Origin of the sequence: Heliomicrobium gestii, from assembly GCF_009877435.1 — a bacterium.
Lineage (GTDB): Bacteria > Bacillota > Desulfitobacteriia > Heliobacteriales > Heliobacteriaceae > Heliomicrobium > Heliomicrobium gestii.
Genome location: NZ_WXEX01000006.1, coordinates 181,038 through 197,011 on the forward strand (window position 1 = coordinate 181,038; position 15,974 = coordinate 197,011).

A 15,974-nucleotide genomic window follows, 5' to 3' on the forward strand; every position below is an offset into this window, starting at 1 on the left:
GAATTGCACCTCTTTTTTATCGCGCCGTGGTGCGCTTGGGTTAGTCGGCGAAGACGGCGTAGTAACCGGCGCGGTTTACGGCGGCCGACACCGCAACCGGATCGACGAAAGCTTCCACCCGGGTCCATGTGCGGCTCATGCCGTCATAGTAGTAGAGGCTGGGCATTTTCCCGGCCGGCGGCGCCTGGTAGTTGAGTGTCAATGAGAGGGCCTGGTTGAAATAAGCCGGCGCGAAGGCGTCCTTGTCTTTTTCATAGATCAGTTGGATTTCATAGACTTTGGAGATGGGTCTGCGGAAACGGTTGCTCAGCAAGGCCCGTTCCGCCTGCTCGGCCGGCGCCGGTCCCACCTGGACGGTGCCCTGGCTGTCGGTCATGTTGCCGGCGTTGTACCGGATCGCCAAGGGCGGGATCAGCACTTTCCATTCGCCGCTGTCAAGGAGCACCGGATTGGCGTAGCCTTGCGCGTCAGGCGTAAAGGAGACGGCTTTTGTCTTGGCAGCCCCCATGGCGCCGCTCCGCAGGTCATAGTACTTTTCAACCTTCTTGCGCAGGATCAGTTTGGCCCCTTGGGGGGTGGTCACGATCTCGCTATCGGACTGTCCAAAACCGTCAAAGCCGCCTTCATCGGTCGTGGTGGCCGAGACCTCTTCCGAGTAGGGCCCGGCGCCGAGCGATGAAATGGCGCGCACACGGAACCAGTACTTGGTCTTCGGGATCAGCCCTTTTACGAGGGAGTACAGCTGATCGCCTTGCTTGTGATCGGTCGAGATATTTTCATAGAGGCGGTAGTTCCCCCGCTCCCCTTCGGACACTTCCACTTCATAGGCCTTGGCCATGTTGACGGCCGGCCAGGAGACGCGGATGGTGTCTTTGCTGACGGCTTTGGCGATGATGACTGGCGCTTCTTCCGGCAGGCCTTCATCTTTGTAGTAGGTGAATCCGTTCGTCAAGGTGTGGGAATTGCCATCGGGGTTGGTGACGGTGACATCGACGACAGCTTTGGTGGTATCGCCCGAGATGGCCGGGCCGGGCGGCGTCTTGACGCGGATGACGCTGTCTTCGGCGGAGAGGACCGTCGCGGCCGCCGTGCCGAAGGTCACTTTTGCGCCGGTGACAAAGCCCCTTCCGTTGATAACCACCTCGGTGCCGCCTGAGACAGGACCGGCGTTGGGCTTGATCGATTCAATCAGCGGCATCGTGGTGTAGGTGAACTTTTGGTACAGATGCCCTTCCGAACCATCGGGGTTGATGACCGTGATGTCCACCTTGCCCACCTCATGGGGCGGGATCAGGATGGAGAGCTCTTTCGGGGTGACGTTGGTGACGGTCGCTTCCACCGTGCCGAAGAGCACCCGCGGCGTTCCGCCTTCTTGGACGAAGCCTTTGGAGTTGGCATTGATTGCGGCGGTGATCACCGCCGGCAGGTTGCCGTCGGTGGGGGCGCGGTCCGGCGTGATGCCCACCAGGTCCAGGCCGCCCTTGGGTTTGGTGTAGATAAAGGGCTCGGCGGCGACGCCGCTGGTGCAGTCGAGGCGGTTGACGGCCATCACTTGCACGGGGAATTCATTCTTGTCCCGCCAGGCCGCATCGGTCGGCCAGGGATAGGCGGGCAGGACGACCTCCCACTCCCATTGGTCCGTCGAACTGTTTCCCGGCGTGATCAGGCGCACCGGTTCGTTGCTCAGGTCTTTGTTCGGATCGGCTGGGTAGTTGATGGCTGTGTTGGCGTTGTTGGGCATCACCCGGATGCCGCCGAAGACGAAGTAGGGCCACTGTTCTTTTTTGTTCCAATCGATGAGCAGGTTCGTCATCTTGATGCGCACCGGTGTGCCGCCGATGGCGGAGCCGCTGGCCGGTTCGATCGAGTTGATGACCGGTCCCTGTTCGTCGTTGAACATGCGGAATTTTCCGCTCCAGACTTTTTCTTGACCGTCCGGGTTGAAGATATGGATTTGAATCCGGTTGTTCGGGTCATTGGCGTCATAATAGTTGAAGAGTTTGCTTAACAGCGGAACGGTGACGCGGTACACACCGCGACGGGTCGTCGAGTCATAGGTGACCACTTGGATGCCTGTGCCGGCGACGGCGTTGCCGTTGGCGTCTTCCCCGATGCGCGTTTTGGTCACGTCATAGGGACCAGTGCCGGCGGGGCGGTTGCTCTCGCCGAAGCGGACGATGAATCCGGTTCCGTCGTAAACAAGGTCGGTGGCGTCGATGTAGACGACCGGTCGTGTGGGATCGTCCACGTCGGCGCCGCAGGGCGAGATCGAGTTGATGCCGGGGTTCGTCCCCACGTAGGTAAAGCCGTTTTTCAATGTGGCCGTGCCGAAGTCCCAGTTGGTGAGGGTGACGTCTTTGGTCCCGGTGCTGTTGACGGGGACGACGGCCTCAATCGTTTGTTCGTTCAGCTTTTTCACCGAGGTCGCCGGGACGCCGCCGAAGGTCACTTGCGGGAGAACGGTGATCGTCGAACCGGGGGTCAATGTCTTGGCGCCTTCAATGGTCTGGAAGGTGATTGGCGCTGACGTGTCGTTGCGGATCGTGTCGCGGAAGTCGGTACCTTTGATGACAACGGTGATGCCGCCCGTCGTGGCGCCGCTGTTCGGGGTCACCGAGGTGATCGTCGGTGTGCTTCCCGGCGCAACATAAAGGTACCCGTCTGCCTCGGTAAACCCGGAGCCGCCGTCCGGGTTGGAGACGACCACCCGTTTCCATCCCGCCGTGTGGGCCGGCGTGCGCACATAGACGTTCTTGTAAGCAGCGCCGTTGCTGGGATCGGGATCATCGGACGTGGGCAATACCTGGATCAGGGTCGCCTCTTTTCCGCCGATGAAGATCTTGCCGCCATCGCGGTAGTCGCTCACTTTGACGGTGATCTCTGTGCCGCCCGTCGTCGGGCCGTACCGGGGGGTGACGCTGTCGATCCGGGGATAGCTGTCAACCATCTTATAGGTATAGGCGCTTTTTAGAAGGGTCGTCGCGCCGTCGGGGTTCATGACGCGGACATCGACGGTGCCTGGTTGCCCATAGGGGGCTGGCGGGGTGAACACTTCAATGAGGTTGGCCGACACGCGGTGGGCTTTCACTTCTTGCGATCCGAAGTAAACGACCGTGTTATCGACCGTGTTGCCGTCGCTGCCGGCGCGTCCGTCGTTGCCGGTGCCGGGAATAAAGCCGCTTCCCAGAATGACCACGTAGGTGCCGCCGGTCACACTGCCGACGGAGGGCTGGAGGGTATCTGCTTTGGGGGTGCTCGATGTGTTTTTGTACTGGAAGCCCATATAGGGCGGGGAAGCGCTGGCGTCCCAGATGTTCATCACCCGGATGGGGATGGGGATGCCGATGTTGGTGTTGTCGTCGAGGAAAGGGTAGATCTCTTTGACGGCCGGGACGATGACATGCAGTTCCTTGTCACTGACCCGGGTGACCTTGCCTGGCCCGGAAACAGGTGTGTTGGCAAAGTAGACGACGGCGTCTTCGTCAAAGTCTTTGCCGGTGATGATCACTTCAATGTTGCCGCCCCTCGGCGATTTCGACGGGACGACGGAATCGATCTGGGGGGAGCGCTGGGGATCGCGGATGAAGAATCCGTCCTTGTAGGTGTAGCTTTCGCCGTCAGGGTTGGTGATGGTGATAAAGCCGTCATCGGTCGGGGTCAATGTTCCCGCCGGGAGACTGTCGGGCAGGTGGAAAAACAGTTCCGTCGGGGAGTTCCACTGGATGCTGTACACGTTGTCCACAACGGTATCGGGGACGGCGTAGTTGTTGATGCCGGCCTTGTCGTTGATCAGGATATGGATCCCTTTCATGAAGTCCTGGCCATAGAGCCGGACGATGTTGCCGCCCTTGGAGCCGATTTTCGACGGTTCCGGTTTGCTGATTTTCGGGAGGCTCAGGTAGGTGAACTGGACATCCTGTTCCTTCGTTTCGCCGCCGTCGGCGTTATGCACCTTGATTCGATAGGTGCCCGGTTCTGTCCACGTTGGGAAGGTGACCTCCAGGGTCTTGGGGTTGATGTACTTGACACTGCCCGCCGGCAGCGCCTGGTCGCCCACGAACACCTGTGGCGGTGTGCCGTTGGCGCTGCTGTAAAAGTCGGTCCCTCGCAGGTAGGTCTTGAAGGGCGTGTCCCGTTTTGTCTGGGCTAGCTTCGCCGGTGTAGCCGTGCTGTCGGGGTCGTCGACAAAACCGGAAAGGGTGGGCACGCTCTGGTAGGGCAGGTAGGTGAAGTATTTGTATGTACTCGTGCCGTAGCGGGTGATGACCTTCAGTTCCCATGAACCGGCCGGTCCAGGCGGCACTTTGACTCTCAGTTTGTTTTTTCCTTCAAGGGTAACCGTGCTGGAACTGTTCGACGTGTTTGATGGGCCGAAACGCACCTGCGGGTAGCTGGGAAGACCGGAGACCGTTCGGGAGGCGCCGTCAAATTGATCTTGGTCGAATTTATAGCCGTCATCATAGATGACGATCTCCTTCGGGTTTCCGTCGGTGCCGCGCCCATCGATGTAGGCCTGGCTGTCTGTTCCCTCGATCCGCAGTTGGTAGGGGTTCTTTACCAGCCAGAAGGCTTGCGGCTCGACGGAAAGGAAGCCATCGGTGTTTCGCACCCCGATCGAGACGGCTGTAAAGCCGGTCTGGTTGACCAGGTTCAATCCCGTCAACCGGACTTGGATGGATTGTTGCGTTCCTGTGGACTCATACTTTTCGATGGGATACTTGGTCCCGTTGATGTAGGCCTCCATGTCCTGAGTGCCGCTGGCCGTCTTGAAGTTGAGACCGGTGATCTTGATCAGATACCCTTTCTGGCCCGTCTGGTCGAAAAGATCGTCCGGATCGGCCGAGCCCCACTGTTTCTGCGGCGCCGATCCATCGGTCGGCGCGTAGGGAAACAGGTTTTCCACCGAATGGATGGTCGGCAGGTTGGGCGTGCCCCCCGGCCAGAAGTTCAAGGGACCGAAGACCTTTTGATAATACCGGTTGATCTCGACGGATGTGGCTTGACCGGTTAACTCGCTCGTCCCTTTGGCGATCTTGTTTTCTTCGCGAAGATAGGCGCTATAACTGCCGAATTTGGTTGTAACCGGAACGGGGAATTCGATTTTCGTTGAGTCGATAACAGTGGCCGTCTTCGGCGGCGAGTCGCCGGCATTGATGATATACGTTGTATCCGGATCAGTTTTAAAGTTGCTGCCGACGATTTGACGCGTGTCGGGATTGCTGACATCGATGTTGTATGAGCCGATCATATTGGTGATACTGAAGGGCGTATCCATATCGATGGCATTTTTGACGGTGACAAAGTCTCCCGTCCCTTTTGTGACCGTCAAGTCATACTTTTGCCCTGATGTTAATCCGGAAGGCAGATCGAGTGTTACGGTGCTGCTCGTGCCGGTGATCTTCGGAAATGTGAACTGACCGCCGCCGATGTCTACAGTGGCGCCTTCCAGAGACTGATTCGCCCGGATGATCATTTGCCGGGTCAACCCGTCGCCATAGCTGTAGTCGATGCTTTGAATGGCGAACGTCGCTGCTTCCGCCTTCGGCAGGAACAGCCCCGGCGCAGAGAAGATCTGCATGAGAAACAGCAGGAGCGTCAATGTGGCGCCGATTCGTTTTTTGCGTCTTGTTTGTGTCAACAAGGCGACATCCCCCTCTTCTAAGCCGATAGGCAAACACCCTCTAGCATGTTCGGTCTAGAGGGTGTTTGGCTGTGCAAACAAGATACCCACGGCAGCTTCGCTAGAAGATACAGTGGGTACGGAATGCTATCTAGCTTCTACTTAGCGCTTCAATCCATTCGCTTGTCCCAGCATCTCATCGGCCGTCTGAATCGCCTTGGTGTTCACCTCATAGGCGCGCTGGGCGGTGATCATGGACACCATCTCATCGACGACCTGCACGTTCGACGACTCCAGGTAGCGTTGGTTGATCGATCCCCGCCCGTCAGCGCCGGCGTCACCGCCGACAGCCTCGCCGGAAGCCGCCGATTGGGTCAGCAGGTTGCGGCCTTCCCGGTTCAGGCCGGCCGGGTTGGGGAAGGTGTACAGTTGGATGCGCTGGCCTGTATCGACCCGCTCGCCGTTGGCATCCTTATAGGAGATCATCCCTTCGGCGTTGATGTCCAGCTCCGTAGAACCCTCTGGCAAGGGATCAAAGCCATCGAGACGGAATCCGTCGGCATTGACCAAGTACCCCTCACTGTCCCGCTTGAAGCTCCCGTCGCGGGTGTAGAAGGGCACGGCGTCGTTGTTGGGGTTGGTGAGCCGGAAGTAGCCCTCCCCGGCGATCGCCAAGTCATAGGGGCTGTCCGTCTGGGTCATGTTGCCGCCTGTGGTGATCGTGGTGATCGAACTGGGCCGCACACCGGCGCCCACCTGCATCCCTGTGGGAACCTGGGCGGTGGCGGTCCGGAGCGTGCTGTAGAGCAGGTCCTGGAACTCGGCCCGGCTTTTTTTGTAACCGTTCGTGTTCACGTTGGCCAGGTTGTTGGAGATCGTGTCCATATTCAACTGCTGGGCGATCATGCCTGTCGCCGACGAGTACAGCGCTCGCATCATACCGGTTCACCCCTTGTAAAAATCTATCCTAGGCCTTTCCCAACTCTCCGCAGGCTTTTTCCAGCGTGCTGTCCTGGGATTGAATCGCTTTTTGGTTGGCTTCATAAGCCCGGGAGGCGGTGATCATCTGCACCATTTCCTGAACGACGTTGACGTTGGCCAATTCCAGGGCGCCCGGCTTGATTTCCCGCTCCCCGGCAGCCAGATCGCGCAGCCCGCCGCCGGCGCCCTGTTGATTCAGTCGATAGAGGCTGTCCCCCGCTTTGAGCAGCGGCGGCTCTTGCCCCGGCGCCAGTTCGTCATAGCCGACGACGCGCAGTTGGGCGACTTCGTTATCGCCGCTGAATACGCGCCCCTCGCTGTCAATCCGGATGGCGCCGCCGGATGGAACGGTGATATCGCCCGCCGTTCCCTGCACGGCATACCCTTCGGCAGTGACCAGGGCGCCATCGGCTCGCAGCGAGAACTGGCCGTCGCGGGTGTAGCGCTCCCCTTCCGGTGTGTTGACCACAAAAAAGCCCCGGCCCAGGATGGCGAGGTCTGTCGGATTTTGGGTCACCCGGACACCCGGGTTGCTCGTGTCTGTCCAGATCGCGTCGACGACAGCGCCGGTGCCCAGCCGGCCGATGACGGGGTTTTTCTCCGCCTGGCCGGGTTCCCCAGGGCTGAGGTCATGCATGCGACGGATGAGCATCTCTGGAAACTCCCGGAAGACGGCACGGTCTTTTTTGAAAGACACCGTGTTCACGTTGGCGAGGTTGTTGGCGATTACATCCTGATTCGTCTGTTGGACCAGCATTCCGGCAGCCGATGTGTAAAGACCGCGAATCAAAGCGCCCTTCACCTCTCCTTTGCGACTTGACGTTCGATCCGTTGGATCGTTTTTTCGGGATTCCGAATCTATCTCAGTGGAATCGTGAACGATGAATAGAGACTAGAAGCTTCTAAACCGTCTCTTTCATTATCGAAGGGGCTCGCTGGCGACTTTAGCGGCATTTTTTGGATTACCAAGATTCCTTTTTAAACGACTGTTCTTTTCAACTGTTCTTTATCTTTTTATATGTAGACAAAAGGTGTTCACCAAAGATCAGGCAAAAGCGCCGGGGTTATTGTCCCCGACGCTGCAAGACTTCCTGGAGATAGGCTCGAAACTCTTCCGCGAGATCGTCTCGTTGCAAAGCGTAGTCCACCGTCGCCTTCAAGTACCCGATCCGGTCGCCCACGTCGTAGCGGTTCCCTTCAAAGACATAGGCATAGAGCCCCTTGCCGCAATCGCTGTGGAGCGCGTGCAAGGCGTCGGTCAACTGGATCTCGCCGCCCTTTCCAGGCGCCTGATTTTCGAGGATGCAGAAGACCTCCGGTTCGATCACATACCGTCCCATGACCGCCAGATCCGATGGGGTCTTCTCTGGCTCCGGTTTTTCCACGATGGCGTCCAGCTTCCACAGATTCGGCCCCGCCTCGGCGGCCAGCGAAACCATCCCATACCGGCGACTGTGCTCCCGGGGGATGGGCTGCACCCCGACGACGGTGCCCCGCACCTGGTGGTAGGCGTCGATCAGTTGGCCGATACAGGGCTTGTTGGAATGGATCACGTCATCGCCCAACAGCACGGCGAAGGGTTCGTGACCGATGAAAGAACGGGCGCAGTAGATGGCATGGCCGAGCCCGAGTGGTTCCTTCTGGCGCACATAGTGAATGTCGGCCAGACTGCCAATCTGTTTTACCGTATCCAGTAGCTCCCATTTTTCCCGCTCTTCCAGAAAGACCTCGAGCTCCACCGAACGGTCGAAATGATCCTCAATCGCCCGTTTGTTGCGACCGGTCACGATCAGGATATCCTCAATCCCGGCGGCAATCGCTTCTTCGATGATGAACTGGATCGTCGGTTTGTCGATGATGGGCAGCATCTCTTTGGGCTGGGCTTTGGTAGCCGGCAGAAAGCGAGTGCCCAACCCTGCGGCCGGGATGATCGCTTTGCGAACCTTCTTGTGCACGTCGTCGTTCCCACTTTCCTGCGTTAATGGTACAGATCCGTTTTGGATAGTCCTTTCGGTATCGCGGCTTTCTCTCAGTATATGTCAGTTCTTTTTGCTTTACATCACTTTTTTCGACAGGATTGTATTTTTCTGCAGGTAATTCAGCATCCCCAGCGCCAGCCCCGTTCCGAGGGCCACACAGGAGATGGCCTCTTCCGCCACGTGGACGGGGAGCTTCGTCTCTTTGGCGATCAGCGTGTCCAGACCGCTGAGCAGCGAACCACCGCCGGTCATGACGATGCCTTTGTTCATGATGTCGGCAGCCAGTTCCGGTGGCGTTCGTTCCAGCACTTCCTTGACGCCGCTGACAACGGCCTCAATGTTCTCCTGCATGGCCCGGAAGGTCTCCATCGCCGAGACGCGAATCGTCTTGGGCAAGCCGGTGACCAGATCGCGCCCGCGGATCTCGGCGAACTCCTCGCCTTTGCGCCCGGACGGGTACGCCGTGCCGATGCGGATCTTCAATTCTTCCGCCGTACGCTCGCCGATCATCAAGGAGTGCTCCTTGCGGATGTACCGGACGATGGACTCGTCAAACTTGTCCCCGCCGACGCGGAGCGACTTGGAACAGACGATGCCGCCGAGGGAGAGGACGGCGATGTCTGTCGTGCCGCCGCCGATGTCGACGACCATCGAGCCGGAGGCTTCGGAGATTTCCAACCCGGCGCCGAGAGCGGCCGCCAGGGGTTCTTCGATCAGATAGGCCTGCCGCGCCCCTGCTTGCAGCGCCGCTTGGCGCACGGCGCGCTCTTCAACGCCCGTGACGCCGGAGGGTATGCAGACCATGACCCGCGGCTTAAAGAAGAAGGATTTTCCGCAGGCTTTTGTGATAAAGTAGCGGAGCATCCGCTCAGTCACATCATAGTCGGCGATGACGCCGTCCCGCAGCGGCCGGATGGCCACGATATTGCCCGGCGTTCTTCCGAGCATGCGCCGCGCCTCTTCACCGACGGCGATGATCGAGCCGGTGTCTTTGTTGATGGCGACGACGGAGGGCTCCATTAACACGATACCTTTACCTTTAACAAAAACCAGCACGCTGGCTGTTCCCAGATCGATTCCGATGTCCACATTCAAACCAAACACGCCCTGTCCTCCTAGCCTGCTTTTCCTGATTCGTTCCTATGTCATATAAAGTATACCCTGTCGAATCATTGCAGCCAAGGGGAAAAGGGCACGAAATTTCCGGGCTACAGCGCTTCCTGGTACTTTCGCCGGGTCGCTTCACCGCCGCGGATATGCCGCTCCGATTTGTTGTGGTCCAGGATGCTTTTGACCTCTTCAGCCAAGTCGGCATTGACAGAGGGAAGGCGCTCGGTCACGTCTTTGTGGATGGTGCTCTTGCTGACGCCAAATACTGCGGCCGTTTGTCGGACTGTGGCGGACGTATCCAAGATGTACTGGGATACCTCCAACACTCGTTTGCGAATATATTCCTGCATGCCCGGCCCTCCCTCTCCCCGAAAGTCAATAGATTATATGAGAGAGGGCAAAAAAAAGAACGACCAGGCGCTGCCAGTCGTTGTCTCAATACAGGGTCTCCAATCTCGTTCCGGGATAGTAATGGCGGAGGATCGCATCGTACGGTTCGCCCTTCTCCGCCATCGACACCGCGCCCGCCTGGCAAAGACCCACGGCGTGACCATGGCCGCGCGTCTCGACGCGCAGGCCGCCGCCGTCCCAGTTCAGTCGAAGATCCGTTGAGGCCAACCCCAGAGCGGAGCGAAACCGGGTTCCCTCCATCTCCTCACCGGCGACACGGACATGTTTCACTCGCCCCGTCTCGGTCCGGTCGACAACCTCCACGGCGTTGCGACGCGACTTGGCGGCCATCGCCGCCAGCGTCGTCCCCAACCGGGCGTCCAACTCGCCCAGTGTAAACCGCGCCTCCCGGAGATCCGGCTTTTCCGGGCAGGACACGCTCTGCAGGTAGGGGATTTCGCGGCCCCAAACAGCGGCGGCCGACTCGGTCCGCCCCCCGCAGGAGGCGTGATAGGTGGCGTCGATCACCTTATTCCCGTAGAGCGCCATCTGGCCGCGCGTCGCCGTAACCACGCTCAACAGCTGCTCCGTAAACTGCGGCGTCTTTACGGCGCCCCAGCGCTGCAGCCGCTGCTCCGGCGACAGCCATACCTGGCAATGGACGGTCGCGCAGAGGGTCTCCCCCCGCTCGACGCGCAGCCAGGCGAAGCTCCGGGCGGCGACGGCCATGGCCTTCAAGGCTTCCGGCGGGTCCTGGGGCTGCATCTCCCCGGCCAGCACCCCAACCAGGTACTCCTCCATCGGCATGGAAAGCACCTGGTCCTGTTCGGTGCGCACGGTCACCTCCGGTCCGGTCGCCGGTGAGAGACGCAGACGCACATAGGGACCATAGACAGACAGCCAGGGGATCGCCAAAACGACCGACAGGGCGCCCACCATGGTCATTGCCAGCCAAAACTTCCACCGCCAAAGCCTCAAGCGCCGCACCGAGCCCGCCTCCCTCCTTGCCTGTGCGCATCTATGTGTATGCGCACAGGTGGAGGAAACATGACGGCCCATTCAAAAATTCAAGCATGATGTCTTCGCAGCCAGTTGGTGATCCCAGACCGGTGACCCCAGGTCGCGTGGGCCTTCAGCAATCGACATTTGAGCGCTCGAGCCGGGCCCCCACCTGCCGCAGTTTGCCCACAATGTCGTCGTAGCCGCGGTCGATGTGATGAACACAGCCGATCTCTGTCGTATCGTCGGCAGCAAGCGCGGCCACGATCAAGGCCGCCCCGGCCCGCAGATCCGTCGCTTTGACCGGCGCTCCGTACAGTTTGGGGATGCCCTGCACGATAGCGGTGCGGCTCTCCACCTTGATCTGGGCGCCCATCCGTTTCAGTTCATCGACATGCATGAAGCGGTTCTCAAACACCGTTTCCGTCACCACGCCGGTGCCGGTCGTGACGGCCAGCAAGGCCATCATCTGGGCCTGCATGTCCGTCGGAAAACCGGGATAGGGCAGGGTTTTGATATCGACGGCGCGCAAGGGCTGATCGACGGAAACGCGCAGGCTCGTCTCCATCTCCTGCACGGTGGCGCCCATCTCCTTCAGCTTGGCGATGACCGGCTTGACATGATCGATGATGATGTTGTCCACCGTCAAATCGCCGCCGGTGGCGGCGGCGGCCACCATATAGGAGCCGGCCTCGATCCGGTCGGGGATCGGCGTGTAGGCGCCGCCTTGCAGCCGCTCGACGCCTTCGATCTTGATGACCGGCGTGCCGGCCCCTTTGATCCGCGCCCCCATCCGGTTCAGGTAGTTGGCCAGGTCCACGATTTCAGGCTCCTCGGCCGCGTTTTCAATCACCGTCTGCCCCTTGGCGAGGGAGGCGGCCATCATCAGATTCTCCGTAGCGCCGACGGAAGGAAAGTCCAGATAAATCTGGGCGCCCTGCAACTGGCGACAGGAGGCCTCCACATGACCGTGGTCGAGGCGGACCTTGGCGCCCATCGCCTCCAAGCCCTTTAGGTGCAGGTTGATCGGTCGCGAACCGATGGCGCAACCGCCCGGCAGCGAGATGACGGCCCGGCCGAGCCGCGCCAGCAAGGGTCCGAGCACAAGGAAGGAGGCCCGCATCATGCGCACAAACTCATAGGGCGCCTCTTCCCCGGAGAGGGAACCGGTGCGGACGACGATGTTTCCGTTTTGCCGCGCCACTTCACAGCCCATGTGCTGCAACAGGGCGCATGTGGTGTCCACATCGGCCAAGCGGGGAACATCGGCGATCGTCGATTCACCTTCCGCCAACAGGGATGCGATCAGGATCGGCAGCACCGCATTCTTGGCGTTGCTGACTCGGATATGTCCAATCAGGGGGTTGCCCCCGCGCACAACAATTTTTGTCTCCATCAATTCCGTCCGCCGTCTTCACCGTTCTCCGGGAACCGGCCGCCCCCCTTTTTTTGGGTAATCCACAAACCGCTGGGTATGTAGGAAGTCGAAAGGGATTCGACAACCCCGTTTACATTCGACAGGTCGCATCGCTTTCCTGCTTAAAATACTTTCTCCGGAACCTTTTTCGACTACACATGCATCTCTTGGATGGGCCATATCCCCAGGTCAGCGAGCCGCCCAGGGATGCCGCTACATCTCTTGGATCAACATGGGATACCCGAAGGCGAAGTGAGTGCTCCGGTCGACACCGTAATAGCGGGCCATCCCTTGCAGGTTCAACCGATCCTGGCCCATGCGGATGCCGCCCGGTAATTGCGGCCAGTAGGCGCTGACGACGACGGCCTCTTTGGCGGTGCTGCGCAGCCGCTGCGCCTGCAAGCGATCCAAACAGTGGTTGAGCACCTGTTCCTGTTGCTCTGCACCGAGCAGACCGGGGCGGGCTCCCTGCAGGGTGAGGCTGAACTCACAGCGCTGTCGCCCATCAGCCAGGTTGTACAGGCGTTTCAGCCGTTCGTTCCCCTGCACGTTGGCCAGGGGCTCCCGGAGGACAGCAGTCAGATGGCCCTGTTCCGCCTCGAACTGCAGCATCAAGTCCAGCCGGCTCTCTTTTCCGTCATCGCTGCGCAACAGGCCGAAGAGCCGTTGCCCGTCCATGCGGATGACAGGGGCTTCGCCGGCCCCTTGGCCGGCGATGTCTCGATAATACCGTTGCAGCAGCGCCTCAGCGGCGGAGCGCCGCTCCCCTTCGGCCATTCCCTTCCACATCGCCGGATCCATCGGCATGGAGAGACTGACAGCGCACTCTCGCGGTGTGATGCCTGACGCCTGCATGGCCAAAGCGAGGCTTTCGATGGCAGCCGGCTCTATCCGCTGGCCCGCCGGCTCTTCCGCTTCTCCCGCCCCATGCTCCGGGTCTGCCGGCGTCTCCCCGTTCACCTGGGCACTGGGCACAGCATGATCCGTTCCCACGCCAGAGGAAGAATCGACCGTTTCAGCCCGGTCATGAACGGTATTTTTGCCCGACCCACTCCCAAAGGGCGGCGCCAGCGTGGTCCATACCTCGAAAAGGGATGGCGTGTACTCTTGCACACAGCGGGTCAGGGTCGCTTCGACCGTGGGCATCCGTTGGATCACCCACTGGGCGCCTTCACCGCCGTTGCGGAAGAGCAGAAAAAAGCTGAGGAGCAAAAACAGGCCCGTCTGGACGATCAGGTAAAAAAAGAACTTGAGCACAAAAAACACCCTCACAGGCAAAGGTCTGTTTCCAGTCTTGCCCAGAAGGGTGACCGTTAAACCTCAGGTGAGACCGAGCTTCAACCGGGCTTTGCGGGCGACGCGCCGCATCAGGTTCCAGCCGTTGGCGGTGGTGCGCAGCGGGTTCATCATCTCCGGCTTATCGCGGAAGACCTTCGACTCGAACACAGGGAGGAGCATCGAGGCCCAGCGAAACTGGGTCAGATGAATCATGTTCTTCCAGTAGGCCCGTTCCCGATCCTCTCGCGATCCCGTATGGGTCCACCAACTGAAGGTCCGGTACATCTCTTCAATCGGGCGTGTTTGCTCCCGCTTCAGTTCTTCCCAGGTGAGCAGGCCCTTCTCAACGGCCATCTTTTCGATATCGGTGCCAGGCAAGAAGCAAAGGCCATGCAGGTTCAACGTGAAGGGCTTGTGCAGCTTCATGCAGAGGTAGTAGGTCTTTTCTAGGTCTTCCACCGTTTCAAAGGGGCTGTCCAGGATCAGGTCGTAGATGACCTCCGGCACCTTGGCTTCTGCCAAAATACGGCTCATTTCGATCAACTCTTCGTCCGTCTCCGGACGGAAGTAGACATCTTTGCGGATATGAGACGACCCGTGCTGGATGCCGACGACAACCTGATGGAGCCCCGCCTCGACCAGCAGCGCCATCGTAGTCGCTTTGATCTTCTTCGGGTGTCCCCAGATGTTGAAGGGAAGGCCGATCTCTTGTTTGTAACGGCGGACAAACTCGCGGACCCAGTTCTCATCATCGGCGAAGATCTCGTCCCAGAACCAGACCATGCGCATATTCTTCACAAGGCCCTGCGCCCAGCGCAGTTCTGCCAGGGTGCTGTCGACGGAACGCAACCGCACAAAGGGCCCCTTCCCCTTGTAGATCCGTTTCAGGTTCAGGCTGCTGCAGTAGGAACAGACATAGGGACAGCCGCGGGAGGCGCTCATCTCATAGGAGACGCTGGCCACCTGGGGATCGCAACAGGCGATCTTGCCGTCGCTGATGTGGTACTTGTCATCGCCGCCCATGTCCGGAAAGGGCAGCATGTCCAACTTGGCCTGCAGAGGATGGAGGGGATTGTCGATCACAGCGTCGTCGCGCCGGTAGGTAAGGTTCGGCACCTTCGACATGTCGCCCTCGCCGGACAGCGCCTCGACCAGATCGACGATCGTCTCGTCACACTCGCCGCGCATCACATAATCGCAATGAGCCAACGCCTCATGGGGGAACATCGTCGCATAGACGCCGCCCCAGACGAGGGGCGTCGTCGGAAAGGCCGCCTTGATGCGGCGAGACATTTCGTGGGTGACCGAGAGGTAAAAGGTCGACATGACACTGAGGCCGATCATGCGGGGATTGAGTTCCATCAGTTTGTCCACCAGCAGCCGGTACTCCTCCTCTGAGGGGCTGTGGGCGTTCAGACTGCTGAAGTCCTTAAAAAAGACTACGCTTACGGGGTATCCCTTTGCCTTTAAGACCGACGCCAGGGCGCGCACACCCAACGCTTTGGAGTTGTACAGGCCGATGAGCACGATGGGAAAGTCTTTCATCCAACCATCCTCGTAACGATCGTATTTGCCCTGTTCCAAAACTGCCCTAAAAAGCAAAAATTATGCATTTATCGCTTATTATATTGCAGCTTTTCGGCCGTAACTGACGACGATGTCCCATCGTCAAGGCCGAAGCGGCGTTCAAAGCAGGTTCCACAAAAAAGAAAAGGGCGCCTCCCCTCATTATACATAAGGGAATGGCGCCGACACAATCCGCATAGACTATTCTTTTTTCGCGGCTTCCAGGCGCAGGAGCGCCCGTTTGAGGGCCATCTCGGCCCGCATCAGGTCCACATCGGCAGTGCCGCCTTGGGCCTTTTCAATCCGCTCTTGCGCCCGCCGGCGCGCGGCCTCAGCTCGGGAGATGTCGATCTCCACGACCTGCTCCGCCGCGTTGGCCAGGACGGTCACTTTATTATCGGCCACTTCCAGGAAACCGCCGGTGACGGTCAGTTTCTGGCTCTGGCCACCCTTGGTGTACTCCAGCAAGCCAATGGTCAAAGCGGTCAGCATGGGGGCGTGGTCGGCCAGGATACCGAGGCTGCCCTCGATACCGGGAGCGGAGGTGAACTCCACTTCCTCATTGACGACCACCCGCTCGGGAGTAACCACCTCGAGAAGGTAGGTCTTTTCGGCCATGACAGGTCACTCCCCT

Annotated in this window: 11 protein-coding genes; all 11 read right to left on the reverse strand. The window is 59.5% G+C overall.

Annotated elements, in window-relative coordinates; translation table 11 throughout:
- Window positions 1-40: 40 nt before the first annotated feature.
- On the reverse strand, window positions 41-5,638 hold the full coding sequence (locus GTO89_RS08825; protein ID WP_161261705.1) for an IPT/TIG domain-containing protein: 5,598 nt from the start codon (window positions 5,636-5,638) through the stop codon (window positions 41-43).
- 144 nt (window positions 5,639-5,782) lie between these two features.
- On the reverse strand, window positions 5,783-6,559 hold the full coding sequence (gene flgG, locus GTO89_RS08830) for a flagellar basal-body rod protein FlgG (RefSeq protein ID WP_161261706.1): 777 nt from the start codon (window positions 6,557-6,559) through the stop codon (window positions 5,783-5,785).
- Between the two features lie 28 nt (window positions 6,560-6,587).
- Window positions 6,588-7,403: a flagellar hook-basal body protein gene (locus GTO89_RS08835; protein ID WP_204758196.1), complete on the reverse strand. Its 816-nt coding sequence runs from the start codon at window positions 7,401-7,403 to the stop codon at window positions 6,588-6,590.
- Window positions 7,404-7,665: 262 nt separating this feature from the next.
- On the reverse strand, window positions 7,666-8,556 hold the full coding sequence (gene galU / locus GTO89_RS08840) for a UTP--glucose-1-phosphate uridylyltransferase GalU (protein WP_161261707.1): 891 nt from the start codon (window positions 8,554-8,556) through the stop codon (window positions 7,666-7,668).
- Window positions 8,557-8,655: 99 nt separating this feature from the next.
- On the reverse strand, window positions 8,656-9,684 hold the full coding sequence (gene mreB / locus GTO89_RS08845) for a rod shape-determining protein (protein ID WP_161261708.1): 1,029 nt from the start codon (window positions 9,682-9,684) through the stop codon (window positions 8,656-8,658).
- Window positions 9,685-9,788: 104 nt separating this feature from the next.
- Complete coding sequence (spoIIID, locus tag GTO89_RS08850; RefSeq protein ID WP_161261709.1) at window positions 9,789-10,040, reverse strand: sporulation transcriptional regulator SpoIIID; 252 nt, start codon at window positions 10,038-10,040, stop codon at window positions 9,789-9,791.
- Window positions 10,041-10,125: 85 nt separating this feature from the next.
- Window positions 10,126-11,067 (reverse strand): stage II sporulation protein D, encoded by a 942-nt coding sequence (spoIID, locus tag GTO89_RS08855; protein WP_161261710.1) that lies wholly within the window; start codon window positions 11,065-11,067, stop codon window positions 10,126-10,128.
- A gap of 145 nt (window positions 11,068-11,212) precedes the next feature.
- Window positions 11,213-12,475 carry a UDP-N-acetylglucosamine 1-carboxyvinyltransferase gene (gene murA / locus GTO89_RS08860; RefSeq protein WP_161261711.1) on the reverse strand — a complete coding sequence of 421 codons (1,263 nt, stop codon included), beginning with the start codon at window positions 12,473-12,475 and terminating at the stop codon, window positions 11,213-11,215.
- Window positions 12,476-12,709: 234 nt separating this feature from the next.
- Entirely contained in the window at window positions 12,710-13,753 is a 1,044-nt protein-coding gene (locus GTO89_RS17835; protein ID WP_161261712.1) for a YwmB family TATA-box binding protein, read from the reverse strand.
- 63 nt (window positions 13,754-13,816) lie between these two features.
- Window positions 13,817-15,319 carry a B12-binding domain-containing radical SAM protein gene (locus GTO89_RS08870; protein WP_161261713.1) on the reverse strand — a complete coding sequence of 501 codons (1,503 nt, stop codon included), beginning with the start codon at window positions 15,317-15,319 and terminating at the stop codon, window positions 13,817-13,819.
- A 222-nt stretch (window positions 15,320-15,541) separates the two neighbouring features.
- Window positions 15,542-15,958 (reverse strand): F0F1 ATP synthase subunit epsilon, encoded by a 417-nt coding sequence (locus GTO89_RS08875; RefSeq protein ID WP_161261714.1) that lies wholly within the window; start codon window positions 15,956-15,958, stop codon window positions 15,542-15,544.
- Window positions 15,959-15,974: the final 16 nt, after the last annotated feature.

Coding starts and splice junctions, on each gene's coding strand:
- flgG (WP_161261706.1), bottom strand. CDS start 6,559: ATGATGCGAGCGCTGTACTCGTCGGCGACAGGCATGATCGCCCAGCAG.
- spoIIID (WP_161261709.1), bottom strand. CDS start 10,040: ATGCAGGAATATATTCGCAAACGAGTGTTGGAGGTATCCCAGTACATC.
- murA (WP_161261711.1), bottom strand. CDS start 12,475: ATGGAGACAAAAATTGTTGTGCGCGGGGGCAACCCCCTGATTGGACAT.
- GTO89_RS08870 (WP_161261713.1), bottom strand. CDS start 15,319: ATGAAAGACTTTCCCATCGTGCTCATCGGCCTGTACAACTCCAAAGCG.
- GTO89_RS08875 (WP_161261714.1), bottom strand. CDS start 15,958: ATGGCCGAAAAGACCTACCTTCTCGAGGTGGTTACTCCCGAGCGGGTG.